The 26,668-nt window shown below is 60.4% G+C and carries 26 protein-coding genes; 10 read left to right on the top strand and 16 right to left on the bottom strand.

Annotated elements, in window-relative coordinates:
• Positions 1-295 precede the first annotated feature (295 nt).
• Positions 296-1,495, bottom strand: coding sequence for a tyrosine--tRNA ligase (gene tyrS, locus RGM2987_RS05860; RefSeq protein ID WP_245139170.1), 1,200 nt, complete (start codon positions 1,493-1,495; stop codon positions 296-298).
• A gap of 210 nt (positions 1,496-1,705) precedes the next feature.
• Here tyrS and RGM2987_RS05855 point away from each other — a divergent pair, with 210 nt between their 5' ends.
• Both RGM2987_RS05855 and RGM2987_RS05850 read left to right on the top strand, forming a co-directional pair.
• A complete protein-coding gene (locus tag RGM2987_RS05855) occupies positions 1,706-3,121 on the top strand; it encodes a peptidoglycan DD-metalloendopeptidase family protein (RefSeq protein ID WP_245139171.1) in 1,416 nt (471 codons plus the stop codon).
• Between the two features lie 3 nt (positions 3,122-3,124).
• Complete coding sequence (locus RGM2987_RS05850; protein WP_245139169.1) at positions 3,125-4,216, top strand: anhydro-N-acetylmuramic acid kinase; 1,092 nt, start codon at positions 3,125-3,127, stop codon at positions 4,214-4,216.
• A 68-nt stretch (positions 4,217-4,284) separates the two neighbouring features.
• Here RGM2987_RS05850 and erpA read toward each other — a convergent pair whose 3' ends face one another.
• Together erpA and argC are read right to left on the bottom strand one after the other, a co-directional pair.
• The gene (gene erpA / locus RGM2987_RS05845; RefSeq protein WP_003177727.1) at positions 4,285-4,635 is read right to left on the bottom strand and encodes an iron-sulfur cluster insertion protein ErpA; all 351 of its coding nucleotides are present in this window, start codon (positions 4,633-4,635) and stop codon (positions 4,285-4,287) included.
• A 132-nt stretch (positions 4,636-4,767) separates the two neighbouring features.
• The gene (gene argC / locus RGM2987_RS05840) at positions 4,768-5,802 is read right to left on the bottom strand and encodes an N-acetyl-gamma-glutamyl-phosphate reductase (RefSeq protein ID WP_245139168.1); all 1,035 of its coding nucleotides are present in this window, start codon (positions 5,800-5,802) and stop codon (positions 4,768-4,770) included.
• Between the two features lie 134 nt (positions 5,803-5,936).
• Between argC and hemJ the strand changes: the two genes are divergently transcribed.
• The 6 genes from hemJ to coq7 all read left to right on the top strand — a co-directional run bounded on the left by hemJ (position 5,937) and on the right by coq7 (position 10,352).
• A complete protein-coding gene (gene hemJ, locus RGM2987_RS05835; protein WP_245139167.1) occupies positions 5,937-6,368 on the top strand; it encodes a protoporphyrinogen oxidase HemJ in 432 nt (143 codons plus the stop codon).
• A 35-nt stretch (positions 6,369-6,403) separates the two neighbouring features.
• Positions 6,404-7,372 carry a nitronate monooxygenase family protein gene (locus RGM2987_RS05830; RefSeq protein ID WP_245139166.1) on the top strand — a complete coding sequence of 323 codons (969 nt, stop codon included), beginning with the start codon at positions 6,404-6,406 and terminating at the stop codon, positions 7,370-7,372.
• A 51-nt stretch (positions 7,373-7,423) separates the two neighbouring features.
• Complete coding sequence (locus RGM2987_RS05825) at positions 7,424-8,374, top strand: DUF805 domain-containing protein (protein ID WP_245139165.1); 951 nt, start codon at positions 7,424-7,426, stop codon at positions 8,372-8,374.
• 62 nt (positions 8,375-8,436) lie between these two features.
• Positions 8,437-9,225: an SDR family oxidoreductase gene (locus RGM2987_RS05820; RefSeq protein ID WP_245139164.1), complete on the top strand. Its 789-nt coding sequence runs from the start codon at positions 8,437-8,439 to the stop codon at positions 9,223-9,225.
• Between the two features lie 66 nt (positions 9,226-9,291).
• Positions 9,292-9,630, top strand: coding sequence for a histidine triad nucleotide-binding protein (locus tag RGM2987_RS05815; RefSeq protein ID WP_245139163.1), 339 nt, complete (start codon positions 9,292-9,294; stop codon positions 9,628-9,630).
• A 74-nt stretch (positions 9,631-9,704) separates the two neighbouring features.
• Positions 9,705-10,352, top strand: a complete 648-nt coding sequence (gene coq7 / locus RGM2987_RS05810) for a 2-polyprenyl-3-methyl-6-methoxy-1,4-benzoquinone monooxygenase (RefSeq protein ID WP_245139162.1) — start codon at positions 9,705-9,707, stop codon at positions 10,350-10,352.
• A 66-nt stretch (positions 10,353-10,418) separates the two neighbouring features.
• Here the strand turns inward: coq7 and RGM2987_RS05805 are convergent, their stop codons facing one another.
• Entirely contained in the window at positions 10,419-10,841 is a 423-nt protein-coding gene (locus RGM2987_RS05805) for an OsmC family protein (protein WP_042730268.1), read from the bottom strand.
• A gap of 231 nt (positions 10,842-11,072) precedes the next feature.
• Between RGM2987_RS05805 and crp the strand changes: the two genes are divergently transcribed.
• Positions 11,073-11,717, top strand: coding sequence for a cAMP-activated global transcriptional regulator CRP (gene crp, locus RGM2987_RS05800; RefSeq protein WP_245139161.1), 645 nt, complete (start codon positions 11,073-11,075; stop codon positions 11,715-11,717).
• On the opposite strand, the gene RGM2987_RS05795 is transcribed toward crp, so the two are convergent.
• Genes RGM2987_RS05795 through RGM2987_RS05780 form a run of 4 tightly spaced genes read right to left on the bottom strand, consistent with a single transcriptional unit; the run spans position 11,714 to position 14,905 of the window.
• Positions 11,714-12,415 carry a lipoate--protein ligase family protein gene (locus RGM2987_RS05795; RefSeq protein ID WP_245139160.1) on the bottom strand — a complete coding sequence of 234 codons (702 nt, stop codon included), beginning with the start codon at positions 12,413-12,415 and terminating at the stop codon, positions 11,714-11,716. The two genes, crp and RGM2987_RS05795, sit on opposite strands and share 4 nt — an antisense overlap.
• Before the next feature lie 4 nt (positions 12,416-12,419).
• On the bottom strand, positions 12,420-13,256 hold the full coding sequence (gene trpC / locus RGM2987_RS05790) for an indole-3-glycerol phosphate synthase TrpC (RefSeq protein ID WP_245139159.1): 837 nt from the start codon (positions 13,254-13,256) through the stop codon (positions 12,420-12,422).
• Positions 13,253-14,302, bottom strand: a complete 1,050-nt coding sequence (trpD, locus tag RGM2987_RS05785) for an anthranilate phosphoribosyltransferase (protein WP_042730264.1) — start codon at positions 14,300-14,302, stop codon at positions 13,253-13,255. The genes trpC and trpD overlap by 4 nt, the downstream gene beginning before the upstream one ends.
• Before the next feature lie 9 nt (positions 14,303-14,311).
• Complete coding sequence (locus tag RGM2987_RS05780; RefSeq protein WP_245139158.1) at positions 14,312-14,905, bottom strand: aminodeoxychorismate/anthranilate synthase component II; 594 nt, start codon at positions 14,903-14,905, stop codon at positions 14,312-14,314.
• A gap of 411 nt (positions 14,906-15,316) precedes the next feature.
• On the opposite strand from RGM2987_RS05780, the gene estP reads away from it, so the two are divergent.
• Positions 15,317-17,224, top strand: coding sequence for an esterase EstP (gene estP, locus RGM2987_RS05775; RefSeq protein ID WP_245139157.1), 1,908 nt, complete (start codon positions 15,317-15,319; stop codon positions 17,222-17,224).
• A 141-nt stretch (positions 17,225-17,365) separates the two neighbouring features.
• Here estP and trpE read toward each other — a convergent pair whose 3' ends face one another.
• The 8 genes from trpE to RGM2987_RS05735 form a co-directional block, all read right to left on the bottom strand.
• Entirely contained in the window at positions 17,366-18,847 is a 1,482-nt protein-coding gene (trpE, locus tag RGM2987_RS05770; RefSeq protein WP_245139156.1) for an anthranilate synthase component I, read from the bottom strand.
• A 70-nt stretch (positions 18,848-18,917) separates the two neighbouring features.
• The gene (locus tag RGM2987_RS05765) at positions 18,918-19,736 is read right to left on the bottom strand and encodes a phosphoglycolate phosphatase (protein ID WP_245139155.1); all 819 of its coding nucleotides are present in this window, start codon (positions 19,734-19,736) and stop codon (positions 18,918-18,920) included.
• On the bottom strand, positions 19,733-20,407 hold the full coding sequence (rpe, locus tag RGM2987_RS05760) for a ribulose-phosphate 3-epimerase (protein WP_245139154.1): 675 nt from the start codon (positions 20,405-20,407) through the stop codon (positions 19,733-19,735). The genes RGM2987_RS05765 and rpe overlap by 4 nt, the downstream gene beginning before the upstream one ends.
• 78 nt (positions 20,408-20,485) lie before the next feature.
• Complete coding sequence (locus tag RGM2987_RS05755; protein WP_245139153.1) at positions 20,486-21,634, bottom strand: iron-containing alcohol dehydrogenase; 1,149 nt, start codon at positions 21,632-21,634, stop codon at positions 20,486-20,488.
• 204 nt (positions 21,635-21,838) lie between these two features.
• Complete coding sequence (locus RGM2987_RS05750) at positions 21,839-22,663, bottom strand: ABC transporter permease (RefSeq protein ID WP_245139152.1); 825 nt, start codon at positions 22,661-22,663, stop codon at positions 21,839-21,841.
• 13 nt (positions 22,664-22,676) lie between these two features.
• Positions 22,677-23,924: an ABC transporter permease gene (locus RGM2987_RS05745; protein WP_245139151.1), complete on the bottom strand. Its 1,248-nt coding sequence runs from the start codon at positions 23,922-23,924 to the stop codon at positions 22,677-22,679.
• A gap of 228 nt (positions 23,925-24,152) precedes the next feature.
• Complete coding sequence (locus tag RGM2987_RS05740; RefSeq protein WP_042730717.1) at positions 24,153-25,196, bottom strand: ABC transporter substrate-binding protein; 1,044 nt, start codon at positions 25,194-25,196, stop codon at positions 24,153-24,155.
• Positions 25,197-25,248: 52 nt separating this feature from the next.
• Entirely contained in the window at positions 25,249-26,373 is a 1,125-nt protein-coding gene (locus RGM2987_RS05735) for an ABC transporter ATP-binding protein (RefSeq protein ID WP_245139150.1), read from the bottom strand.
• Positions 26,374-26,668: the final 295 nt, after the last annotated feature.

The following is a 26,668-nucleotide window of genomic DNA, read 5'->3' as shown; positions in this document are numbered from 1 at the left end:
TAACAACTTCAACCACTTGCGCTTCCGATCTCTCGTTAGCGGGAGGCGAATTCTACAGCGTTAGTCGCTGCTGTCAACACCTCTTTTTCACCGCTTTCGACCGAGAGGATCGAACCGTCAACCGGGCGCTACAACACTGCCCCATCGACTTCTTCCAGACTTCGATGAACTGAAGCAGGCCGCTGTCGAAAACATCGCAACTCATTGAGTTTCAAGGAGTTTTCCGTTTCGACTGCGCCGGAAGTGGGGCGAATTATAGACACCTGAAATCTGCCGTCAACCCTTAATTTCAGGTTTATTCGGATTTCAGCGTAATGCGCGCAAAAGCCTTCTTGCCCGCCTGACAAACATGAGTAGAACCCAGCTTATATATATAAGCGCGATCCACCACTTCGCCATCTATACGCACACCACCAGAACCCAGGAGATCGCGCGCCACCGCCGCATTCTTGACCAGACCTGCTTTATTGAGGACCGCCGCAATTGGCATATCCTCAGCGGCAACCAATTCGATTTCAGGCAGGTCGTCCGGCAGCTCACCCTCCTTCATGCGATTGCCCGCAGCGCGGTGAGCGCTGGCTGCCGCCTCCTCACCGTGAAAACGAGCAACAATCTCTTCCGCCAGCTTGATCTTGATATCCCGCGGATTGGCACCAGCCTCGACATCTGCACGCAAAGCGTTGATCTCATCCATGGAACGGAAGCTCAGCAGCTCGAAGTAACGCCACATCAGCGCGTCCGGAATCGATACCAACTTACCGTACATCACCCCCGGCGCTTCCTGGATGCCGACGTAGTTGCCCAACGATTTGGACATCTTCTTCACACCATCCAGACCTTCCAGCAACGGCATGGTCAGGATGCACTGGGCTTCTTGACCATAACTACGCTGCAGCTCACGCCCCATCAGCAGATTGAATTTCTGGTCCGTGCCGCCAAGCTCCACATCAGCACGCAAAGCAACCGAGTCATAACCCTGGACAAGCGGATAGAGAAACTCATGAATAGCGATTGGCTGATTGGTCGTGTAGCGCTTGTCGAAGTCATCGCGCTCCAGCATGCGTGCCACAGTGTATTGGGATGTCAGCCGAATGAAGTCCGCCGGCCCCATCTGGTCCATCCAGGTGGAGTTAAATGCCACTTCAGTCTTGGCAGGATCAAGAATTTTGAAAACCTGGGTCTTGTAGGTCTCAGCATTATCGAGAACCTGCTCGCGAGTCAGCGGCGGACGCGTAGCACTTTTCCCGCTCGGATCACCAATCATTCCGGTGAAGTCGCCGATCAAAAAGATGACCTGGTGCCCCAGCTCCTGGAACTGACGCAGCTTATTAATAAGCACGGTATGACCGAGATGCAGATCCGGTGCGGTCGGGTCAAAACCAGCCTTGATGCGCAGCGGCTGCCCGCGCTTGAGCTTTTCGATCAGTTCGGACTCGACCAACAGTTCTTCCGCACCACGTTTGATCAGCGCTAGCTGCTCTTCAACCGACTTCATAACAGACCCGCAAGGCTCAGATTCAAAGGGCCCCAACCATACAAGATCGCGCACCAAATACAAGGTTTGCCCGGCGCACGAACACCAATCCACGGACAGAACGTCCGCGGGCTTGCTTCGCAGGGGATTTGGTTATATTTTATACAGTTATTTCATCTTCATCATGTCATTCATCTTTTCCAATTCATTTTTTCAAAAGTTAAATTACTTATGACCACCGAACCGTCTAAAGCGCCGCCGCTTTACCCGAAGACCCACCTGCTTGCCGCAAGTGGCATCGCCGCCCTCCTCAGCCTGGCGCTGCTGGTGTTTCCCTCCAGCGACGTTGAAGCCAAAAAGACGACGCTGAGCCTTGAACTGGAAAGCCCTGCTGAACAACTGACACAAGAACAAGACGCTGCCGAGGCTGTTCAAGCCACAAACGAACCGGCGGCATCTCCCTTTGCTCAGATCGATAACAGCCCCGAAGAAACCACCGAAGCGGCTCAGGCGCAGGCTCCTGCTGTAGAAGAGAAGAAAGGACCGGACCATCGCGAGGTGATTGTTGCCAAGGGCGACACGCTTTCCACCCTCTTTGAAAAGGTTGGCCTGCCCTCGGCTTCGGTTCACGAAATCCTGGCGAGCGACAAGCAAGCCAAGCAATTCACCCAACTGCAACGCGGCCAGAAGCTCGAATTCGAACTCAACCCAGAAGGCCAACTGACAAACCTGCACACCAAGCTCAGCGACCTGGAAAGCATCACGCTGACCAAAAATGACACGGGTTATGTATTCAACCGCGTCACCGCCAAGCCAACCGTCCGTTCGGCTTATGTTCATGGCGTCATTAACAGTTCGCTCTCGCAGTCGGCCGCACGCGCCGGGCTGTCCCATAGCCTGACCATGGATATGGCCAGCGTGTTTGGCTACGACATCGACTTCGCCCAGGACATTCGCCAGGGTGACGAATTCGATGTGATCTACGAGCAGAAAATGGTCAACGGGAAAAGCGTCGGCAACGGCCCGATTCTTTCCGCCCGTTTCACCAACCGCGGCAAGACGTACACCGCAGTCCGCTATACCAACAAACAAGGCAACAGCAGCTACTACACGGCCGACGGCAACAGCATGCGCAAGGCATTCATCCGCACGCCGGTTGATTTCGCCCGCATCAGTTCGAAGTTCTCTGCAGGCCGCAAGCACCCAATCCTGAACAAGATCCGCGCCCATAAAGGCGTCGACTACGCCGCCCCCCGTGGCACGCCGATCAAGGCCGCCGGCGACGGCAAGGTGTTGCTGGCCGGGCGCCGTGGCGGCTACGGCAACACCGTGATCATCCAGCACGGCAACACCTACCGCACGCTGTATGGCCACATGCAGGGCTTCGCCAAAGGCGTGAAGACCGGCGGCACTGTCAAGCAAGGCCAGGTTATCGGCTATATCGGCACTACCGGCTTGTCCACCGGTCCGCACTTGCACTACGAGTTCCAGGTCAACGGCGTTCACGTCGACCCACTGGGCCAGAAACTACCGATGGCCGACCCGATCGCCAAATCCGAGCGAGCGCGCTTCCTGGCGCAAAGCCAACCGCTGATGGCGCGCATGGACCAAGAGAAGGCCACCATGCTCGCTTCGAGCAAGCGCTGAGCCATGGCGCTCTATATTGGTGTGATGTCCGGGACCAGCCTGGACGGTTTGGATATCGCACTGATCGAATTGGCCCCGGCGATCAAATTGGTCGCCACGCATTACATCCCGATGCCCGCCTCCCTGCGCACCGAATTGCTCGGATTGTGCAGCAGCGGGCCCGATGAAATCGCCCGCTCAGCCATCGCCCAGCAAAGCTGGGTGAAGCTGGCCGCCGAAGGCGTTCACACCCTACTCAATGAACAGCAGCTCAAGCCTGAAGACATTACGGCGATTGGCAGCCATGGCCAGACCATTCGCCATGAACCGGCCCGGGGCTTTACCGTGCAAATTGGCAACCCCGCGCTGCTGAGTGAGTTGACGGGCATTACCATCGTCAGTGATTTCCGCAGTCGAGATGTGGCCGCCGGCGGACAAGGCGCCCCTCTGGTTCCAGCGTTTCATGAAGCGCTGTTTGAGGACCAGATCGGTAATCGCGCTGTGCTGAACGTTGGCGGCTTCAGCAACCTGAGCCTGATCGAGCCCGGAAAGCCGGTCGCCGGCTTCGATTGCGGCCCCGGTAACGTCTTGCTCGATGCCTGGATACACCAGCAAAAGGGCGATCACTTTGATCGCGATGGTCAATGGGCTGCCTGCGGGAACGTCGAGCCGACCCTGTTGAAGGCGCTGCTCAGCGACCCGTTCTTTGCCACCAAGGGCCCGAAGAGTACCGGCCGCGAAGTCTTCAACCTGCCATGGCTGATCCGCCATCTGTCGCAGCTGCCAAGCTTCCCCCCTGAAAATGTCCAGGCGACACTGCTGGAGCTGACGGCGCTGACCATCGTCGAATCCTTGCGACACGCCCAGTCGGACACCCAGGAGCTGCTGGTTTGCGGTGGCGGCGCACACAACGGGGCACTCATGAAGCGCCTGGGCGATTTGCTGCCGAAAGCCACCGTCAGCAGCACCGCTGCGCATGGCGTGGACCCTGATTGGGTCGAAGCCATGGCATTCGCCTGGCTGGCTCATTGCTGCCTGGAAGGTATTCCAGGCAATCGCCCAAGTGTCACCGGCGCCCGGGGCTTGCGCGTACTTGGCGCTATCTACCCCGCTTGATCAATAATTGCGGGCAACAAAACGCCGCAGGGCCGTGAGGCACCTGCGGCGCTTTGTTATTGAAGCCGTCAGATCGAGAACGAAGAACCGCAACCACAGGTGGTGGTAGCGTTTGGATTCTTGATCACGAAACGCGACCCTTCCAGACCTTCCTGGTAATCCACCTCGGCACCCGCCAGGTACTGGAAGCTCATAGGGTCTACCACCAGGCTGACGCCTTCGCGCTCAACGATGGTGTCGTCCTCGGCCACTTCCTCATCGAAAGTGAAGCCATACTGAAAACCCGAACAACCGCCGCCCGTGACGAATACGCGCAGCTTCAAACGATCATTGCCCTCTTCATCGACCAGGCTCTTCACCTTGTGCGCGGCACCGTGGGTGAATTGCAAAGCCGTGGGGGTGAAGGTTTCGACGCTCATGCTGAATATCTCCCGGCGTTTACGCCGCCATAATGCGTGATGGCGGGCATTATCCGCTTCTCCTACAAAATCGGTCAACTATTTGCGCAGCCGCAAGTCTTTCCCTTCAAGCTTGCAACTGCACGGCCGCCGTTAAGGCAACATGCCTGCATGGGACAGGCCCAGGCGCTCATCCAGCCCGAACAGGATGTTCAGGTTCTGCACAGCCTGGCCGGACGCGCCTTTGACCAGATTGTCGATGACCGACAGGATCACCACCAGATCGCCATCCTGCGGACGGTGCACGGCTATGCGGCAGACGTTCGCACCGCGCACGCTGCGGGTTTCCGGATGGCTACCGGCAGGCATCACGTCGACGAACGGTTCGTTGGCATAGCGCTTCTCGAACAATGCCTGCAAATCCACCGAGCGATCAGCAACGGTCGCGTAGAGGGTGGAGTGGATGCCGCGAATCATCGGCGTCAGGTGCGGAACGAAAGTCAGGCCAACGTCCTTGCCAGCGGCCCGGCGCAACCCCTGACGGATTTCCGGCAGATGACGGTGACCTTTGACCGCATACGCCTTCATGCTTTCCGAGGTCTCGGAGTACAACGAGCCGACACTGGCACCACGCCCGGCGCCACTGACACCGGATTTGCAGTCGGCGATCAGGCGCGAAGCATCGGCGAGACCGGCCTCCAGCAGCGGCAGGAAGCCCAGCTGGGTAGCAGTCGGATAGCAACCCGGTACCGCGATCAATCGGGCCTGCCGGATTTTCTCGCGATTGACTTCCGGCAAGCCATAGACCGCTTCGTCGAGCAGTTCCGGCGCGCCATGGGGCTGGCCGTACCATTTGGCCCACTCATCGGCATCTTGCAGGCGAAAGTCCGCCGACAGGTCGATGACCTTGGTCCCGGCCGCCAGCAGCTCACCTGCCAGGGCATGGGCGACACCATGGGGCGTGGCGAAGAACACCACATCGCAGGCGCCCAGGGTCTTGATATCTGGAACGCTGAACGCCAGGCCGTCGTAATGGCCGCGCAGGTTCGGATACATGTCGGCGACGGCCAGGCCGGCCTCGGATCGGGAGGTAATCACCACCACCTCAGCTTGCGGATGCTGTGCCAACAGACGCAGCAGTTCGACACCGGTGTAACCCGTGCCGCCGACGATACCGACCTTGACCATATACCTGCCCTCAACGAACCCACTGGAAAGCCGTCGATGATAGGGGCCACGCGGCGCGGCTACAACCGTCAAGGTGACGTGTGGCCGCCCTAACCTCTACTATCGGGCCACCGTGAACCTGGGAATCAATCAAAATGCTCTATCTATGGCTCAAAGCGCTGCACATTGTCAGCATGGTCTGCTGGTTTGCCGGCCTGTTTTACCTGCCTCGGCTGTTCGTCTATCACGCCCAAAGCGAAGACAGCATCAGCAAGGAACGCTTCAGCATCATGGAGCGCAAGTTGTATCGCGGGATCATGGGGCCGGCGATGATCGCCACCCTGGTGTTCGGTATCTGGTTGCTCAGCCTCAACGCCGGTGCCTATTTTTCCCAAGGTGGCTGGATGCACGCCAAGCTGACCCTGGTCGTGTTGCTGATCGGCTATCACCATATGTGCGGCGCCCAAGTAAAACGATTCGCCCGTGGCGAAAACACCCGCGGCCATGTCTTTTATCGCTGGTTCAATGAAGTGCCGGTTCTGCTATTGCTGGCTATTGTAATTCTGGTCGTGGTTCGGCCGTTCTAACCTCCAATCGGCATTATTTAAACGGGGTACTTTCCATGTCGCTGCCCGCTCTGCTTGAACAACGCTTGCGCCTGCCTGTCGTGGCGGCACCGATGTTCCTGATTTCCAATCCGCAACTGGTGCTGGCCTGCTGTCGCAACGGCATAGTCGGCAGCTTCCCGGCGTTGAACCAGCGCGAGAGCAGCGGCTTCAAGGCGTGGCTGGAAGAAATCGAAGCAGGCCTGGCGACACTGGAAAATCCGGCGCCCTACGCCGTGAACCTGATCGTGCACCACAGCAATCCACGGCTTGAGGCCGACCTGGCTATCTGCATCGATCACAAGGTGCCGATCGTCATCACCAGCCTCGGCGCGGTGAAGGAACTGGTCGATGCGGTCCACGGTTATGGCGGGCTGGTCTTTCATGACGTGACCACCCGCCGTCATGCCGAAAAAGCCGCCGAAGCCGGCGTCGATGGCCTGATCGCCGTCGCCGCGGGTGCAGGCGGGCATGCCGGGACCTGGAGCCCCTTCTCGCTGGTCGCCGAGATCCGGCAGTTCTTCGATAAGACCGTGCTGCTCGCAGGATGCCTGAACCACGGCCATCAGATCCTGGCAGCACAGTTGCTTGGCGCAGACCTGGCTTACTTCGGCACCCGATTTATCGCTACGACGGAAAGTCATGCGCCTGACGCTTATAAAGAGATGTTGCTCACATCCAGGGCCGCCGACATCGTGCATACTCCTGCGGTGTCCGGAGTGCCTGCCAGCTTCATGCGCCAGAGCCTGGAAAACGCCGGCTTCGACCTCGCAGCTCTGCAAGGCAAGGGCGAAGTGGATTTCGGCTCGAAACTCAAACCGCTGAACGATGAAGCCAAGGCCTGGAAGACCGTTTGGTCCGCAGGCCAGGGCGTGGGTGAGATCCAGGATCTGCCCAGCGTTGATCAGTTGGTGGCACGCCTGGACGAGGAGTACCGTCAGGCGCAAGCCCGGGCGGCACGGCTTGGCGGACAATGGCCGCGCTGAAGCAAGCCGATCAAAACAGAACATCAACTTTCAGAGACAAGGATGCCGGGCATGAATGAGACCCGCTTCAATATCGTATTCGACGGAGCGCTGCTGCCAGGCGTCGATGCCACCACAGCCAAGTTCAATCTCGCCGAGCTGTTCAAGAGCGATGTCAACGCCATTGAGCGGCTGTTCAGTGGCAACAAGGTGGCCCTGAAGAGCAACCTGTCGCAGAACGAAGCGCAAAAGTACCTGGAAGCGCTCAATAAAAGCGGGATCGATGCCCGGATCGAAGCCGAGCCCGCCCTGCAGCTGAACCTCGGCGAAGTACAGGAATCCTCCCAACCCGCTGCACGTCAATCGGACTTGAGCATCGAACCGGCCTCCCCTTACGCGCCACCCCGGGCTCAAGTCGGCGAGGCAGTGGCCGAATACGCAACGCTCAAACCCTTCAGTTTCGATGGGCGGATCGGACGCCTGCGCTACCTGGCCTGGACCATGGTATTGACGTTGGCCGTAATGCCGGTGGTCGGCCTGGGCTTCTGGCTGGGCACCACCTGGCTGCTGGCTTCCAACTCACTGGCGGCGCTGGTCGTTGGCGGCCTGTTCGCCGCTGTCATCCTGTTTGCCTTTGCCTTCGTGAGCATCCAGTTCAACGTCCAGCGCCTGCACGACCTCGGCTGGTCGGGCTGGTTGTGGCTGGTGAACCTCGTGCCGGTCGTAGGCAGCATCTTCCCGTTCGTCCTGGTCTTCGCCCCGGGCAATGCCGGTGCCAACCAATACGGCCCTCCTCCGCCGCGCAACACCACGGCGGTCAAGGTACTCGCGTCGCTTTGGCTGGTGATGATCGTGCTGATTTTCCTTGCTACATTCGCCGGCATCTTCGGTGCTCTCCAGGAGGACTACGACAGCAGTGCCTTGAGCAGCTATGAAAGCAGCGAATCCGTCGACCCTGCTGAAGAAGCTGCGGAACCGGCCGCCGAACCCGATCCTTCTGTAGAATCTGAAGAGGAACAATAAACGCGCTTGGTGCCGGTGACAGTTCAGTCCACCGGCGGCGGGCCGTTGCGATGGAGAACTGCATGACCCGTTACGCTCTGATCACTGGCGCCTCCAGCGGCCTTGGCCTGGCCATGGCCGAAGCGCTGGCCCGGCGCGGCCGCAACCTGATTCTGGTGGCCCGACAGCGTGATCGGCTGGAAAGTATTGCAATAGAACTGACTCAACGGTTTGGCGTGGAGGTGCTGTTCCGCGCCTGCGACCTGAGCGAACCGCTGAGGCTTTCAGGCTTTCTCCTGGAACTGGAGGAAGGCGAACGGCAGATCGACCTGTTGGTCAACTGCGCCGGCATCGGTACCAGTGGCCCGTTCCTGGGCCAGGACTGGATGACGGAACAGGATCTGATCGAGGTCAACATCCTCGCCCTGACGCGTCTCTGTCACGCCGTTGGCAATACCATGGCACTGCAGGGCGGCGGCCAGATCCTCAACGTTGCATCGATTGCCGCGTTCCAGCCCGGGCCGTGGATGAGTACCTATTACGCCAGCAAGGCCTACGTGCTGCATTTTTCCGAAGCCTTGCGGGTCGAACTGAAGAAGTGCGCGATCAAGGTCTCCGTGCTTTGCCCCGGCCCGATCCGCACCGGTTTCTTCGCCCGGGCCCAGTTGGATGAGCACAAATGCAACGCCAACACGTCGATGATGAGCCCGGAAGAAGTCGCGCTGTACGCTGTACGCGCACTGGACCGCAACCGGGCCATCATCATCCCCGGGCGGCGTAATCGCTGGCTCGCGGCGCTGCCCCGATTCGGATCGCGCTGGCTGGTGCGGACCATCGCCGGCATGGTCAACAAAACCTATTGCCCGCGTTAAAAATCCACGCTCGACAACCAAGCCTTCAGTACACTCGACCTCGACTAACCCAACGGAGAAACAGCTGTGGATACTCTGTTTACCAAGATCATCAACCGGGAGATCCCGGCCAAGATCATTTACGAGGATGACCAGGTCCTGGCCTTCCACGATATCGCCCCGCAGGCACCCGTGCATTTCCTGGTCATTCCGAAAAAACCGATCCGCACGCTCAACGACCTGACCGAAGCAGACAAGGGGCTGGCAGGACATATCCTGTTCACCGCCCAGCGCCTGGCCCTTGAGCTGGGTTGCGAGCAAGGTTTCCGCGTGGTGATGAACTGCAATGAACTTGGTGGGCAAACCGTTTATCACATCCATATGCATGTGCTGGGGCAACGCCAGATGAACTGGCCGCCGGGTTGACAGCCTGACCCAACGCAAATTTTCAGCGGCCGATTGGGTTAAACTGGTCGCCTTGATTTTTCCCGGAGGTAAGCATGACTACCCAACGTCACTACTCGCCGATTGACCGCCTGCTGCTGCAAGCCGATACCGCGATGCGCACGTTGCTGCCCTTCAGTGGCCAGCCGTTCCGCCCCTCCCCGGCCATCGTGCAGCCGGACGTGCAATTGAGTGACGAGCAAAGCCGCCATGTCGCCGGCCTGATGCGCATCAATCACACCGGCGAAGTCTGCGCCCAGGCGCTGTATCAGGGCCAGGCGTTGACCGCGAAGCTGCCACAGGTGCGTGAGGCAATGGAGCATGCCGCCGAGGAAGAAGTCGATCATCTGGTGTGGTGCGAGCAGCGGATTCGCCAGTTGGGCAGCCATACCAGTGTGCTGAACCCGCTGTTCTACGGGATGTCTTTCGGTATTGGCGCGGTAGCCGGGTTGATCAGCGACAAGGTCAGCCTCGGCTTCGTTGCGGCGACCGAGCATCAGGTGTGCAAGCACTTGAATGAGCATCTGGAACAACTACCGGCCGAGGACGAAAAATCCCGGGCGATCCTGGAACAGATGCGCGAAGACGAAGAACACCATGCCGAGAGCGCGCTCCAGGCCGGCGGTTTTCGCTTTCCGGCCCCAGTGAAGTTCGGCATGAGCCTGCTGGCCAAGGTCATGACCAAGAGCACTTACCGGATCTGACAGCAAGGGCCTCTGTGATGAGGGAGGCATCTCCCTCTCACATTGATCTTCAGCGCAGTGCCCGACTCAACCCAACTCGATGATTTCGTAGTCATGGGTAATTTCAACCCCCGCAGCGCCCAGCATGATCGAAGCCGAGCAGTACTTTTCGGCAGACAGCTCAATAGCGCGCTTGACCTGGGCTTCCTTCAAGGCCCGCCCCTTTACCACGAAGTGCATGTGGATCTTGGTAAATACCTTCGGATCTTCAGTGGCGCGCTCCGCTTCCAGAAAGGCTTCACAGCTTTCAACGGCCTGGCGGGACTTCTTCAGAATGCTGACCACGTCAAAGTTGCTGCAGCCACCCACGCCGAGCAGGAGCATTTCCATCGGCCGAACGCCCAGGTTGCGACCGCCTGCGTCTGGCGGGCCGTCCATGACGACCACATGACCGCTGCCTGATTCACCGAGGAACATGGCTTCGCCAGCCCATTGGATGCGTGCCTTCATCGCCAAGACTCCACTGTTTAAAAAAGGGTCGCCAGCTTAGCACAGCGATTTGACATGACCGCCTTCGCCTTCGGATGCCGGGCGTCTGCCGGTAGATAAATTCTCAAAATAATTACAGAGGCCTCTGTTAAGCTGGCGGCATCTCGCTGGCTTTTGGCCAGCTTTTAGCGATAGCCAATCGCGCCCACATAAAAACCAAACCCCACACGCGAAGTCTTTCGGGATACAACCATGGTTGCCATTACTCCCACGTTCAAGATCAAGAATCTCGACAAGCTCTTGATGCATTGCCAGCGTCGCCGCTACCCCGCCAAACACAACATCATTTGCGCGGGGGATCGCTCTGAAACGCTGTTCTTCATCATCAAGGGTTCGGTCACGATCCTGATCGAGGACGACGATGGGCGGGAGATGATCATCGCCTATCTCAATTCGGGAGATTTCTTCGGCGAACTGGGATTGTTCGAACAGGCGGGCAAGGAGCAGGAACGCAGCGCCTGGGTGCGGACCAAGGTCGAATGTGAAGTCGCGGAAATCAGCTACTCCAAGTTCCGGGAACTGTCGCTGCAAGATCCAGACATTCTTTATGTCCTCAGCGGGCAAATCGCACAGCGCCTGCGTAACACTACTCGCAAGGTCGGCGACCTTGCGTTCTTCGACGTGACCGGGCGTGTCGCACGTTGCCTGCTGGAACTGTGCAAACAACCCGATGCCATGACCCACCCGGACGGCATGCAGATCAAGGTGACCCGTCAGGAAATCGGGCGGATTGTCGGTTGCTCTCGGGAGATGGTCGGTCGCGTGCTCAAGGATCTGGAAGAGCGCAACCTGGTCAGCGTCAAGGGCAAGACCATGGTGGTGTTCGGAACGCGTTAAGCGCCCAGCAGCCTGATCAGCCGCTCTCGATACAGCGCCTCGAGCCGCTCCAGCGCGTGGGGCGCCGGGAATTTTTCATGCAGTGCGATATGGCTCTCGGCACGCACGCGCTGTTCCAGGCCACAGGCTTGATTGAAGCGATTGACCGCAGCGACCATCGATTCTCGTTCGTCGTCCAGCAGAAGTGCGCCATGCACCAGGCCCACCGGGCGCTGACCGCCCTTGCTCTGGCGCCAGCGCTGCGCGGTGCCGACCATTTTCCGGCCGTCGAGGTTGACGTTGAATCGCCCGTCGCAAAATGCACCGTCCACTTCCCCCAGCGACGCGACCCCGCCCATCTCATCCAGAAGCTCGCAGATCGGGTCACACAACCGCCGGTACGCGGTTTCGATCCGGCCGTGGTCGCCTTCACTGCGCGGCGGTGCGTAGACCAGGGCGATATTGACGGTAGCGGCCGATTGCGGCACCGGCTCGCCACCGGTTTCACGCAGCAGCACCGGCCAACCATTGGCGGCCGAAACCTCGCTGGCATATTCGAACGCCGGCAGGCGGCTCAAGCGGCGCGGCATCACCAGCGCACGATCACTGGGCTGCCAGAACAGCAGGCCGAACTCGCCATCGCCCGCGCAAATGTTCGCCAGCAAGTCCTGTTCGGCTTGCAGCCCGGCTTCGACGGTCAGGGAGATCACTGGCGACATGGGCTCAGTCCAGTGTCGAACCGCTGACGGGCAGACCACGCTCCGGGAAGAACAACCGTTGCAGTTCCGTACCCGGGTTCTCGGCCCGCATGAACGCCTCGCCCACCAGGAATGAGTACACGTCGCTGACTTCCATCAGCTCGACATCGGCGCGATTGAGGATCCCGCTTTCGGTAATCACCAGGCGGTCACGGGGGATGCGCGGCAGCAGGTCCAGGGTAGTTTCCAGGCTGACGTCAAAGGTGTGCAGGTTGCGATTGTTCACGCCGACCAGTTTGGTATCGAGGGTTTTCAGGGCGCGCTCCAGCTCGTCGCCATCGTGGACTTCCACCAGGACATCCAGCCCCACGCCTTTGGCAACCGCCGCCAGCTCGGCCATCTTCACATCGTCCAGGGCGGAAACGATCAACAGCACGCAGTCGGCACCCAGCGCACGCGCCTCGACGATCTGGTACGGATCGATCATGAAGTCCTTGCGGATCACCGGGAGCTTGCAAGCGGCCCGCGCCTGCTTCAGGTAGTCGTCGGCGCCTTGGAAGAAGTCGATGTCGGTCAGCACCGACAGACAGGTCGCGCCGCCCTTCTCGTAGCTCCTGGCGATATCGGCCGGAACGAAATGTTCGCGGATGACGCCCTTGCTGGGAGAGGCCTTCTTGATTTCGGCAATCACCGCCGATTGCTTTTTCTTGGCCTGATCGATCAGGGCCTTGGCGAAGCCACGCGGCGTATCCGCTGAACGCGCCAGGCTTTCCAACTCGGCCAGACTGACGCGAGCGCTACGCTCGGCCACTTCTTCAGCCTTGCGAGCCAGAATGTTTTCCAGAACCGTTGGCACGCTCATCCTTCGTTCTCCACTTTGAATACGGCGGTAAATGCACCCAATTCTTCGAGTTTTTCCCGGGCAAGGCCGGTGTGCAACGCATCATGGGCCAGCTCCACGCCTTGTTTCAGGCTGCTGGCATGATCGGCGGCGTACAACGCAGCACCGGCGTTGAGCACGATCATCTCGGCGGCTTTCTGGCCGTTCTCGGTCTTGCGCCGCCCCAACGCATCGCGGATCAGTTCCAGCGATTGAGCCGGACCGTCGACCGCCAGGCCGTGCAGGCTCTGGCTTTTCATGCCCAGGTCTTCAGGTTCGACCCAGTACTCGCTGATCTGATCATTTTTCAGTTCCGCCACGAACGTCGGTGCTGCCAGGCTGAACTCATCCAACCCGTCTTTCGAATGGACCACCAGCACATGCTTGCTGCCCAGGCGTTGCAGGACTTCAGCCAGCGGCCGGCACAACGCCTGGCTGAACACACCGACCACCTGATGTTTCACGCCAGCCGGATTCGTAAGCGGGCCGAGCATGTTGAACAGGGTGCGCAATCCCAAGTCACGGCGGGGGGCCGCGGCGTGCTTCATGGCGCTGTGGTGAGTCTGGGCGAACATGAAGCCGATGCCGACATTGTCAATGCAACGTGCGACCTGGACCGGGGTCAGGTTCAGATAGATGCCGGCCGCCTCAAGCAGATCGGCGCTGCCGCTCTTGCCCGAGACTGCGCGGTTGCCGTGCTTGGCAACCGTGCAACCGGCGGCCGCGACGACAAACGCCGAGGCGGTGGAAACATTGAAGATATTGGCGCCATCACCGCCGGTGCCGACCACGTCCACTACGCCATCCAGGGTCTTGAGTTCGACCTTGTCCGCCAGCTCGCGCATGACCGAGACCGCGCCGACGATCTCATCGATGCTCTCGCTCTTCATGCGCATGGCCATCATGAATGCGCCGATCTGCGCATCCGTGCATTGTCCGGTCATGATTTCACGCATTACATCGCGCATCTCGTCGGTGCTCAGGTCGAGATGGCCGACGATACGGCTCAGGGCTGTCTTGATATCCATGAAAAGTCCTTAGCGCGTGCCGCCGGTTTGTTTGAGGAAGTTGGCGAACAGCTCGTGGCCCTGCTCGGTGAGAATAGACTCAGGGTGAAATTGCACACCTTCGATATTTAACGTCTTGTGTCGCAGCCCCATTATTTCGTCCACCGAGCCGTCTTCAAACTGGGTCCAGGCGGTCAGTTCCAGGCACTCAGGCAAGGTTTCGCGCTTGACCACCAGGGAGTGATAGCGAGTGACGGTCAGCGGACGATTCAAACCTTCGAATACGCCCTTGTCCTCGTGGAATACCGGGCTAGTCTTACCGTGCATGACCTGCCGGGCACGCACGACGTCACCGCCGAATGCCTGGCCGATCGACTGGTGTCCCAGGCAAACGCCCAGGATCGGCAACTTGCCGGCGAAATACTTGATGGCTTCGATGGAAATGCCCGCTTCGGTCGGCGTGCAAGGACCGGGCGAGACCACAATGCGTTCAGGCTTGAGGGCTTCGATCTGCGCGATGGTCAGTTCGTCGTTGCGCACGACCTTGACCTCGGAGCCCAGCTCACCGAGGTACTGCACAACGTTGTAGGTAAAGGAGTCGTAGTTATCGATCATCAGCAACATGACGTTAGCAACCTTTTGAATTCACTGACTTTAAATACAGCCTTCAGAGATTGACCCGCACGGTACTGCCCTTGGCGAGGCGTGTGATGCCTCGGCGAAGCGGCTTTCAAGCAGGTAAAGAAGGCAAATCGGTACAGGTCCGGCGAGGCCGGCGGAGAATATTCAGGCGCGCCAACGCCAGCGGGCGTGTGCCTTGATCATTTGATCCGGAAGTTTGCTGACAATCGACACAGGGACAGTCTCGTTCATACGTCCCGGCACAGTAGCCTAGCTGGGCGGAGCACGCAATATGACGGATCCCGAAGGGCCTTGAAACAATTCTGGATGCACAGGATGGATGGCAATGCGCAGGAAGTTTTTGGTACTGTCGTTTCGTTTTCTAACAAAAATAAGATAAAAACGGACTTTCCCATGATCAAACAGAAGTTGTTCGTACCCCTTGCCAGCTGTCTGCTGGCGATGGCCTGCGCCCAGGCGAGCGCCGCCCCCAACCCTTACTCCAAGTTCATCGTGTTCGGCGACAGCCTCAACGACGCCGGCCAGTTCGCCGATCCGAATGGCCCGCCCGGGTCCACCGAGCGCTATACCAATCGCACCGGGCCGAATTATCACGACGGCAGCGGTGAAAGTTATTCCGCCAACTCAACCCAGTTGCTCGGCGGGCGCCTGGGTTATTCCGCCGACGAGACTGCCGCCTCCACTTCGGCGGTCCGCGCCGACCAGGGGCTGGCGGACGGCAACAACTGGGCGGTGGGCGGTTATCGCACCGACCAGATCCTCGAATCGATTACCGGTGTGTCCGACACCGGAGACCGCAGCCGTCCCGGCTACCTGCAATCCAATGGCCTGCGCGCCGATCCGAACGCACTGTATTACCTGTCCGGTGGTGGCAACGACTTCCTTCAAGGCCGGGTGCTGACCCCCGAACAAGCGAACGCCGCCGCCGATCGCCTGGCTGACAGCGTCCAGGTACTGCAAACGGCCGGAGCCCGCTATGTGATGGTGTGGCTGTTACCCGACCTGGGCCTGACACCGGCACTCAACGGTGGCCCTCTGCAAGACGCCTTCTCGCAACTGGGCAATCAGTTCAACCAACAGTTGATCACGCGGCTGCAAGGCATCGACGCCGAAATCATTCCATTGAACATTCCACTGTTGCTCAAGGAAAGTTTCGCCGACCCGGCACGATTCGGGCTCGCCACCGGCGAGAACCTCACCGCGACCTGCTTCAGCGGCAACGGCTGCACGGAAAACGCCACCTACGGCATCAACAGCGCCACACCTGATCCCAGCAAGTTGATCTACAACGACGCGGTCCATCCCACCGAGGCCGGGCAAAAGCTGATTGCCGACTACGCCTATTCGCTATTGGCCGCGCCTTGGGAGCTGACGTTGCTGCCGGAGATGGCCCACTCGACCCTGCGCGCGCATCAGGATGAATTGCGCAGCCAATGGCAGGCGGACTGGGAGGATTGGCAGGCGGTCGGCCAATGGCGCGCTATCGTCGCAGGCGGCGGCCAGCACCTGGATGTGGACAGCCAGGACAGCGGCGCCAGCGCCGACGGCAGCGGCTACAGCCTGAACGTCGGCGGCAGCTACCGTCTCAACGAGGCTTGGCGCGTGGGCGTTGCCGCCGGGTTCTATCGCCAGGACATGGAGGCCGGCCACAATGATTCGGACTACAAACTCAACAGCTACCTGGCGACCGCATTCGCCCAGTTCCAGCAAAACCGCTGGTGGGCCGATGCGGCATTGACCGGCGGCAAGCTCGACTATGACAGCCTGAAACGCAAGTTCGACCTGGGCGTCAACCAGGCACAGGAGAAAGGTGATACGGATGGTCACCTGTGGGCCTTCAGCACCCGCGTTGGCTACGACATCGCCCAACCGGGCAGCGAGTGGCACTTGTCGCCCTTTGTCAGCGCCGATTACGCGAAGGTGCAAGTCGACGGCTATTCAGAAAAGGGCAATCGCTCCACGGCGCTGACCTTCGATGATCAGAATCGCGACTCAAGACGCCTGGGTATCGGCTTGCAGGGCAAATACAACTTCACTCGCCAGACTCAGGTGTTTGGCGAATATGCCCACGAACGCGAGTACGAAGACGACACGCAAAAGGTGAACATTGCCCTCAACAGCCTGCCGGCCAATGACTTCACGCTGGAAGGCTATACGCCCCAGAGCCACCTCAACCGCCTGAGCCTGGGGGTCAGCCACAAGTTGACCAACGACCTGGCGCTGCGGGGCGGTTATACGTTGCGCAAGGATGATGACCTCACCCAGCAAGGGGTGAGCCTGGGGGTCAGCCTGGATTTCTGACCGTACAAAGTGTGTAGGTGAACAGCTGGACGACCTGTGGCGAGGGAGCTTGCTCCCCCTGAGGTGCGCAGCGCCCACAAAGAGGGGTCTGCTGCGCAGCCCAGCGGGAGCAAGCTCCCTCGCCACGGGTACTAAAGGGCTTCAGTCGTTCGATGTCTGCTCGGCCAGCGCCACGGCGCGGAACATCGCTCGGCGCTTGTTCAGGGTTTCTTCCCATTCCAGCGCCGGCACCGAGTCGGCAACGATGCCGCCGCCTGCCTGCACGTGCAGCTCACCGTTCTTGATCACCGCCGTGCGGATGGCAATGGCAGTGTCCATGTTGCCGTTCCAGGCGAAGTAGCCCACTGCACCACCGTAGACTCCGCGCTTGACCGGCTCCAGCTCGTCGATGATTTCCATCGCGCGGATCTTCGGCGCGCCGGACAACGTGCCCGCCGGCAGGATCGCCCGCAAGGCGTCCATCGCCGTCAGCCCGGCTTTCAGCTGGCCGGTGACGTTGGAGACGATGTGCATCACGTTGGAATAGCGCTCGATGACCATCTTCTCGGTGAGCTTCACCGAACCGACTTCCGAAACCCGTCCGGTGTCGTTGCGGCCCAGATCGATCAGCATCAGGTGTTCGGCGATTTCCTTGTCGTCCGACAGCAGGTCCTCCTCCAGCTCCCGATCAGCCTCCTCCGTGGCGCCACGAGGACGGGTGCCGGCAATCGGCCGCACAGTGATCAGGTTGTCTTCGACCCGTACCAGCACCTCCGGCGAACTACCCACCACATGGAAATCGCCGAAATTGAAGAAGTACATATAAGGCGTCGGATTGAAACAGCGCAGCGCCCGATACAGGTCGATGGGCGCCGCCTTGAAGTCGATGGACATCCGTTGCGACGGCACGACCTGCATGCAGTCACCGGCCAGGATGTATTCCTTAATGGTGTCCACCGCCCGCTCGTAATCGGCCTGGGTAAAGCTGGAGCGGAACACCGGGTCAGCCGCCGACTGCTTGCTGAAATCCAGGCCGGGGCGCGGCGTGATCGGCTGACGGAGTTTCTCCAGCAGCCCCCGCAGGCTTTCCTGCCCTTGCTCGTAGGCATCTTCCCGGGACGGATCGGCGAGGACGATGGCGTGCATCTTCCCGGCCAGATTGTCGAAGACCACCACCGCATCGGAGACCATCAGCAAGATGTCCGGCACGCCCAGCGGATCCGGGTTGGGGCAGGTGCCCAGGCGTTTTTCCACGTAGCGCACGCAGTCGTAGCCGAAGTAACCCACCAGCCCACCGTTGAAACGCGGCAGGCCCGCAATGGTCGGCACGTTGTAGCGGGCCTTGAAGGTTTCGACGAATGCCAGTGGGTCTTCCACTTCCAGGCTTTCGATTTCGACGTCGTCATGGGTCACGCTGACGCGGTGACCGTGGACCCGCAGCACCGTACGGCACGGCAGGCCGATGATCGAATAACGGCCCCATTTCTCGCCGCCCTGCACCGACTCGAGCAGGTAGGAGTTGGGTTGGTCGGCCAGCTTGAGGTAGATCGACAACGGCGTGTCGAAGTCGGCCAGGGTTTCGCAGGCCAGCGGGATGCGGTTGTAGCCGGCAGCGGCCAGGCGCAGGAATTCTTCGCGGATCATGGGGTGCCTCGTGGCATGAGGAGCAGATAGTCAGGTGTGCAAACGCGCCGGATAACCGGCCAGGATCACGTCAGGCGCGCCAACGCCAGCGGGCCAGGGCCTTGATGACTTTCATCCAGAGTTTGCGGGTGACCACCACGATGGCGTTTCCAGAAGAGGATTGAACAGCGTCGGGCAACGTTATCTCAGCGGCCGGGTCCAGGCAACCGGGAATTAACAGGCGCAAATCGTCGATCACCAGCGCGGGAAACTCCTCGGCAATCGGCCGGCCATGGTTGTAGCCGTAACTCAGCGCCACGCACTTGACCCCCGCCGCTTTCGCCGCCTGTACATCGCTGCGAGAGTCACCGACGAACAGAGACTGGGAAGCGGGGATGTTGGCCATTTTCATCACGAAAAACAGCGCGGCCGGGTCAGGTTTTTTCTGCGGCAAGGTGTCGCCGCCGATGATCCAGCGGAAATAACGGCCGATTTTCATCTGGTCCAGCAATGGCGCGACGAAGCGCTCCGGTTTGTTGGTGATGAGCGCCATTTCCACGCCTTGTTTGTGCAACCACTTGAGGGTGGAGCGCACGCCGGGATAGACCACGGTCAAAGCGTGATTGCCTTCATAGGCTTCGTTGAACAACTCCAGCGCCCGTTCGGCCTCGGCATCATCCACACCCTCGGCATCGATGTGGTTGGCCAGGGCCCGGCGCACCAGCGTGGGTGCGCCATTGCCGACCCACTGGCGCACCGAGTCGATACCGGCCGGCGGCCGACCGAGCTGCAGCAGCATCTTGTCCACCGCAGCCGCGAGGTCCGGGACCGAATCGACCAGAGTGCCATCGAGGTCGAACATCACCAGACGCGGCAGGCTGCCGGGAAACAGCTGCTCGAAACCGCTCATGGGCGCGCCAGGGCCAGTTCAGCGCGCATTTTACCGATCACTTCCTGGTAATCCGGTGCATTGAAGATCGCCGAGCCGGCTACAAAGGTGTCGGCGCCTGCGGCGGCGATTTCACGGATGTTACCCACGTTCACGCCGCCATCGATTTCCAGACGGATATCACGCCCCGAGGCATCGATCAACGCGCGGGCTTCGCGCAGCTTATCGAGGGTACCCGGGATGAACTTCTGCCCACCGAAGCCAGGGTTGACGCTCATCAGCAGGACCATGTCGACCTTGTCCATCACGTACTTGAGCACGTCCAGGGGCGTTGCCGGGTTGAACACCAGGCCGGCCTTGCAGCCACCTTCGCGGATCAGCTGCAGCGATCGATCGACGTGCAGCGTGGCCTCGGGGTGGAAGGTGATGTAGGTGGCGCCAGCCTCGATGAAGTCGCCGACGATGCGGTCCACCGGGCTGACCATCAGGTGTGCGTCGATGGGCGCGGTAACGCCGTACTTACGCAGTGCCGCGCAGACCATCGGGCCGATGGTCAGGTTGGGCACGTAGTGGTTATCCATGACATCGAAGTGAACGATGTCGGCCCCGGCGGCCAGAACGTTGTCCACTTCCTCGCCCAGGCGGGCAAAGTCGGCGGAGAGAATCGACGGAGCAATAGCGAAGGGCTGCATGACGCACCTGTTTTGAGCGAAATCACGATGGCGCGCATTGTATACCGCAAGATATGGCGCGCCCACCGTGACGCTCGGTCAATACGCCGCGCGGTAGATTTTCTCGATGTCGCCGGCGCTCAGCTGGCGCGGGTTGTTACGCATCAAGCGTTCGATCCCCGCCGCCTCCAACGCCATCGAGGGGATGACATCTTCGGTCACGCCCAGGCTGCTCAAGCCCTTGGGGATTTCCACGGCGGCGCACAGCGCAACCATGGCTTCCACGGCTTCGTCGGCGGCCTCGGGATCGCTCAGGTGCGCGGTCTTGAGGCCCATGGCTTCGGCAATATCGCGCATGCGTTCGACGCAGGCCAATTTGTTCCACGCCATGACGTACGGCAGCAGCAAAGCATTGGCAACGCCGTGGGAGACGTGGAAGCGCCCGCCCAGTGGATACGCCAGTGCATGCACCGCTCCGACCCCGGCATTACCGAACGCCATGCCGGCCATCAGGCTGGCGGTGGCCATGTCTTCGCGGGCTTGCAGGTGGGAAGGATTGGCGTAGGCCTTGGGTAGGGCGCGGCTGATCAGCTTGATTGCACCGATGGCCAAGGCATCGGTGATCGGCGAAGCATTGAGCGACAGATAGGACTCAACGGCGTGCACCAGCGCGTCAACGCCACTGGCGGCGGTTACGCTGCGCGGACAGGTGAGGGTCATCTGCGGACTGACCAGGGCCACATCCGGCAACAAATAGTCGCTGACGATGCCCTTTTTCAGCTGCGCGGCCTTGTCGGAGAGGATCGCCACGTTGGTGACTTCCGAGCCGGTGCCGGCCGTGGTGGGGATGGCGATCATCGGCGGGCCTTTGCGCGGCACCTGGTCGACGCCGAACATATCCTCAAGCTCCCCGTGATAACCGGCGTAGGCCCCCACACACTTGGCAATGTCGATCGCACTGCCACCGCCCAACCCGATCAGCCCATCATGACCGCCATCGCGGTAGGCCTGCATGCAATCCTTGACGATGGCGATTTCCGGATCGGGCATGACCCGGTCGAAAATCTCATAGTCGCGCCCGCCCAGGTGTTGCAGCGCCAGCTCCACGGTGCCGGACTTGACCAACGCCGCATCGGTCACGATCAGCGGGTTATCGACGTCCAGCCGGGCCAGTTCGCTCGCCAGTTGCTCGATGGCAGCGGCGCCGGTGATCAGTTTGTGGGCGATCTTGAATGAGGAAAGACTCATGTGCGCGGCCTCTTGTTCGATTATGGGCTGGCACAAGGATAGCTCGGTATTGGGGGTTGTTCCGTCATTCAGCTCGTGAATGCACCACTAACCCTTTGTGGGAGCGGGCTTGCTCGCGAATGCGGTGTGTCAGTCGACATCAATGTTGAACCTGCCACCGTATTCGCGAGCAAGCCCGCTCCCACATTGGATCGGTGTACGACCTTACACCTGGGTGGTACGCAGCTTCTCACTACGCCCACGCAACCACTCCAGCGTCAACAGCAGGATCACCGAGAAGGCGATCAGCAACGTTGCCGCCGCGGCGATAGTCGGGCTGAGGTTTTCGCGGATGCCGCTGAACATCTGCCGTGGCAGGGTGGCCTGCTCCGGGCCTGCGAGGAACAGGGTGACCACCACTTCATCGAACGAGGTCGCGAAGGCGAACAACGCACCGGAAATGACACCCGGAGCGATCAGCGGCAGGGTCACCCGACGAAATGCGGTCAACGGCGAAGCCCCGAGGCTGGCAGCTGCCCGGACCAGGTTGTGGTTGAAGCCTTGCAGGGTTGCCGACACCGTGATGATCACGAATGGCACGCCCAGCACCGCATGGACCACGATCAGCGAAGCAAAACTGTTGCCCATCCCAAGCGGCGCGAAGAACAGGTAGCTGGCGACACCAATGATCACCACCGGCACCACCATCGGCGAAATCACCAGGGCCATCACCAGCGCCTTGCCCGGAAAGTCGCCCCGGGTCAGGCCAATCGCCGCCAGCGTGCCGAAGACCATCGCCAGCACCGTTGCCGCAGGGGCCACGATGATGCTGTTCTTCAGCGCCCGCATCCATTCAGCCGAGGCAAAGAAATCGTGATACCACTGCAAAGAGAAACCTTGCAGCGGGTACACCAGGAAACTGCCGGAGTTGAACGACAGCGGAATGATCACCAGTACCGGCAGGATCAGGAACAACAGGATCAGCCCGCAGAGTATGCGCAAGCAGTAGAACCATACCCGCTCAACGGGGGACATATAAGGACTTACCATTTTCGATCTCCCCTTAGCTCAGGCGCAGGCGACTGGCGCCCACCAGCCAGCTGTAAATCAGATAAAGCACGATGGTCGCCAGCAACAGCAGGCCGCCGAGCGCCGTGGCCATGCCCCAGTTGATGCTGGTGTTGGTGTAGAACGCGACGAAGTAGCTGACCATCTGGTCGTTCGGGCTGCCCAGCAGCGCCGGGGTGATGTAGTAGCCGATGGCGAGAATGAATACCAACAGGCAACCGGCGCCGACACCAGCATAGGTCTGCGGGAAATACACTCGCCAGAAACTGGCGAACGGATGGCAGCCCAGGGAAATTGCCGCCCGCATGTAGGTCGGTGAGATGCCCTTCATTACGCTGTAGATCGGCAGGATCATGAACGGCAGCAGGATGTGGACCATCGAGATGTAGACGCCGGTGCGGTTGAACACCAGCTCCAGGGGTTTATCAATCACCCCCATCGCCAACAGGGCGCTGTTGATCAGCCCGCCCGACTGCAGCAGCACGATCCACGCCGCCACCCGCACCAGGATCGAGGTCCAGAACGGCAGCAGCACCAGGATCATCAGCAGGTTGCTCTGGCGCGACGGCAGGTTCGCCAGCAGGTAGGCCAGCGGATAGGCCAGCACCAGGCAGATGGCGGTGATCACCAGGCCCATCCAGAACGTGCGGGCGAAAATGTCCAGGTAGATCGCCTGGTCAGGGGTGGCCGTGGCCAGTTCGCCGAGGTCATCGATGCGATGATCGACAGCCGCCAGCAGGTAGTACGGGGTGACGTTGCTGGTATTGCGGCGGATCACCTGCCAGTACGCAGGGTCGCCCCAACGCTCATCGAGGTTCTCCATGGCGTCTTTATAGGAAGCCGGCTCGCTGGCAAACGGCAGCGCACGCGCGGTCTTGGTCAGCAGGCTGCGATAGCCGGCCAGTTCCATGTTCAGGCGCTTGGACAAGTCGCCCAGGGTCTGATTCTTGCGGGCATCGCCCAGGTCTTCACTGGCGGCCTTGTACACCGGTTCGCCAGGCAACCCGCGTCCATCCCACGCAGCGACCGCAGCCACGGTGCGCGGCATGGCGCTGACCACTTCGGGGTTACTGACGCTTTTGAACAGCAGGGCCACGATCGGCACCAGGAACACCAGCAATAGAAACAGCACCAGCGGCGCAATCAAGGCCTGAGCCTTCCAGCGGTTGACCCGTTCGGCGCGCTTGAGCCGCTGCTTCAAGGTGGGGCTGGTGCCCGCGTTCAGTGGAACGGCGATGGCCATGGTGAACTCCGGAAATCTCTTTTTATCGTTACAGAGGCGGCGTACCGCCTCTGTTATGTTGGAACAGCAACCTGTGCAAGCGAGTCGTTGTGGCGAGCGAGCTTGCTCGCGCCGGGCTGCGAAGCGGCCCCAAAATTTTGTCGGCAACGCCAATTTTGTGAGTGCTGCGCACTCAAGCGGGAGCAAGCTCCCTCGCCACAAAAGCCCGTTCACCCATGGGCGCTTTGGTTACTTCGCAGCCCAGGAGTTGAAACGCTGCTCCAGTTGCTCACCGTTGTCAGCCCAGAAACTGACGTCGATCTGCACCTGGTTGGCGATGTTTTCCGGGGTGGTCGGCATGTCCTTCAGGACATCCTTGGCCAGCAACGGTACGGCTTGGGTATTGGCCGGGCCGTAGGCGATGTTTTCCGAGTAGGTCTTCTGCTGCTGCGGCGCCACCGAGAACGCGATGAACTTCTTCGCCGCTTCGGCGCGGGTCTTGTCCAGGCCACGCGGGATCGCCCACGCGTCGAAGTCGTAGATGCCGCCGTTCCACACCACTTTCAGGTTGCTTTCTTTCTGTACCGCAGCGATCCGGCCGTTGTAGGCCGAGCTCATGACCACGTCACCGGAGGCCAGGTACTGCGGCGGCTGTGCGCCGGCTTCCCACCACTGAATGTTCGGCTTGAGTTCGTCGAGCTTCTTGAACGCGCGATCCTGGCCGTCCTTGCCGGCCAGCACCTTGTACACGTCCTTTGGCGCGACGCCATCGGCCATCAGGGCGAATTCCAGGGTGTACTTGGCGCCCTTGCGCAGGCCACGCTTGCCCGGGAATTGCTTGGTGTCCCAGAAATCCGCCCAACTGGTCGGTGCGGTTTTCAATTTGTCAGCGTTGTAGGCCAGCACGGTCGACCACACGAAGAAGCCGACGCCGCACGGCTGGATAGCGCCCTTGACGTAATCTTCGGTCTTGCCGAACAGGGCCGGGTCCAGTTGCTCGAACATGTCTTCGTCGCAACCACGGGACAGCTCAGGGGATTCGACTTCCACCAGGTCCCACGAGACGCTCTTGGTGTCGACCATGGCCTTGACCTTGGCCATTTCGCCGTTGTACTCGCCAGCCACGATCTTGCCGTTACCGGCCGCTTCCCACGGTGCGTAGAAGGCTTTGACCTGCGCCGCCTTGTTCGCCCCGCCAAAAGACACCACGGTCAGGTCCGGGCCCGCCGCCATCGCGCTTGCCGCACCCATCATGCCCAGGGTCAGGGCTGTGAACTTCAGGGATCTCAACATTTATTGTTCTCTCCACGTGCAGGGTTGGTGTGTTGATTACAGCAGGGGGCGATCAATTCGCCTCTAGAAGTGGATCGAGCGCGCGCACGTGCTCGACCTGCCAGCCAAGCGGAACCACGTCCCCGACGGCCAGCTCGGGATCGAGCTCGGCAATCGGCTGTTTCACGAAGAAGTCGTTCTTGCCGCAGACTTCCAGGCGAACCCGGACGTGGTCGCCCAGATAGATGAATTCCGCCACCCTCCCTGAGAAGCGGTTGACACATTGTTCGCTGGCGCCGTTGAGGCTCACCCGCTCCGGACGGATCGACAGGGTCACCGGCTCGCCGGGCTGACCAACGTTGACCGCCAGTGCCTCGACCTTCTCGCCGCGCCCCAACTCCACCAGACAACGATCACCGGTATGGCTGTGCAGACGGCCGTTGAGGCGGTTGTTTTCGCCGATGAAGTTGGCGACAAAAGTATTTTTTGGCTCTTCATAGAGTGTGCGCGGTGGGGCGATCTGCTGGATCTCGCCCTGGTGGAACACCGCCACACGGTCGGACATGGTCAACGCCTCGCCCTGGTCGTGGGTCACGTAGACCACGGTCACCCCGAGGCGCTGGTGCAGGTGCTTGATTTCCATCTGCATGTGCTCACGCAGCTGCTTGTCCAATGCACCGAGGGGTTCGTCCATCAACACCAGCTGCGGTTCGAACACCAGGGCACGGGCCAGCGCCACGCGTTGTTGCTGGCCGCCGGACAATTGCGCTGGATAGCGCTGGGCGAAGGTGTCGAGCTGGACCATGCTCAGCACGCGCTTGACTCGGTCGCTCACGTCGCTCTTGTTCAGCCCGCGTACAGTCAATGGGAACGCCAGGTTCTCGGCGACGGTCATGTGCGGGAACAAGGCATAGTTCTGGAACACCATGCCGATGTCGCGCTTGTGCGGCGGCACGTGGTTGATAGCGCGCCCAGCCAGCTGGATCTCACCCGCCGTCGGGGTTTCAAATCCGGCGAGCATCATCAGGCTGGTGGTCTTGCCGGAGCCGGACGGCCCGAGCAGGGTCAGGAATTCGCCTTTGCGAATATCCAGGTTGAGGTCCTTGACGATCAGGTTCTCGCCGTCGTAGCTCTTTTGCACACCACGAAAGCTGACCAGCACATCGCTGGTCCCCGCGCTTGAATCGACCTGGCTCATACCCGCACCTTTTGTTTTGATGACTGCTTGTGAATCAAGCCTAGTGGAGCCTCGCGCCCGCGCAAATCGGGGCGCAGGAGAGAATCGCCTCAGCCGGATGGAAGGGTCGGGGTAGGGATTTCCCTACAAGGATGGCGGGATTGGATAAGTGCAGCGGCTAGCTTCGAGCGGTGAGCTGCAAGCACGGGGCAAAAGCGGGTTACGGGTGTGTCGCAAACGGGTATGCCTGCGCATTTTTCCTGTGGGAGCGGGCTTGCTCGCGAATGCGGTGTGACAGTCCATACAGATGTAACTG

Origin of the sequence: Pseudomonas sp. RGM2987 (assembly GCF_022952855.1) — a bacterium.
Classification (GTDB): domain Bacteria; phylum Pseudomonadota; class Gammaproteobacteria; order Pseudomonadales; family Pseudomonadaceae; genus Aquipseudomonas.
Note: the sequence above shows the minus strand (reverse complement) of the source record. Positions and strands in the feature narration are given on the sequence as shown.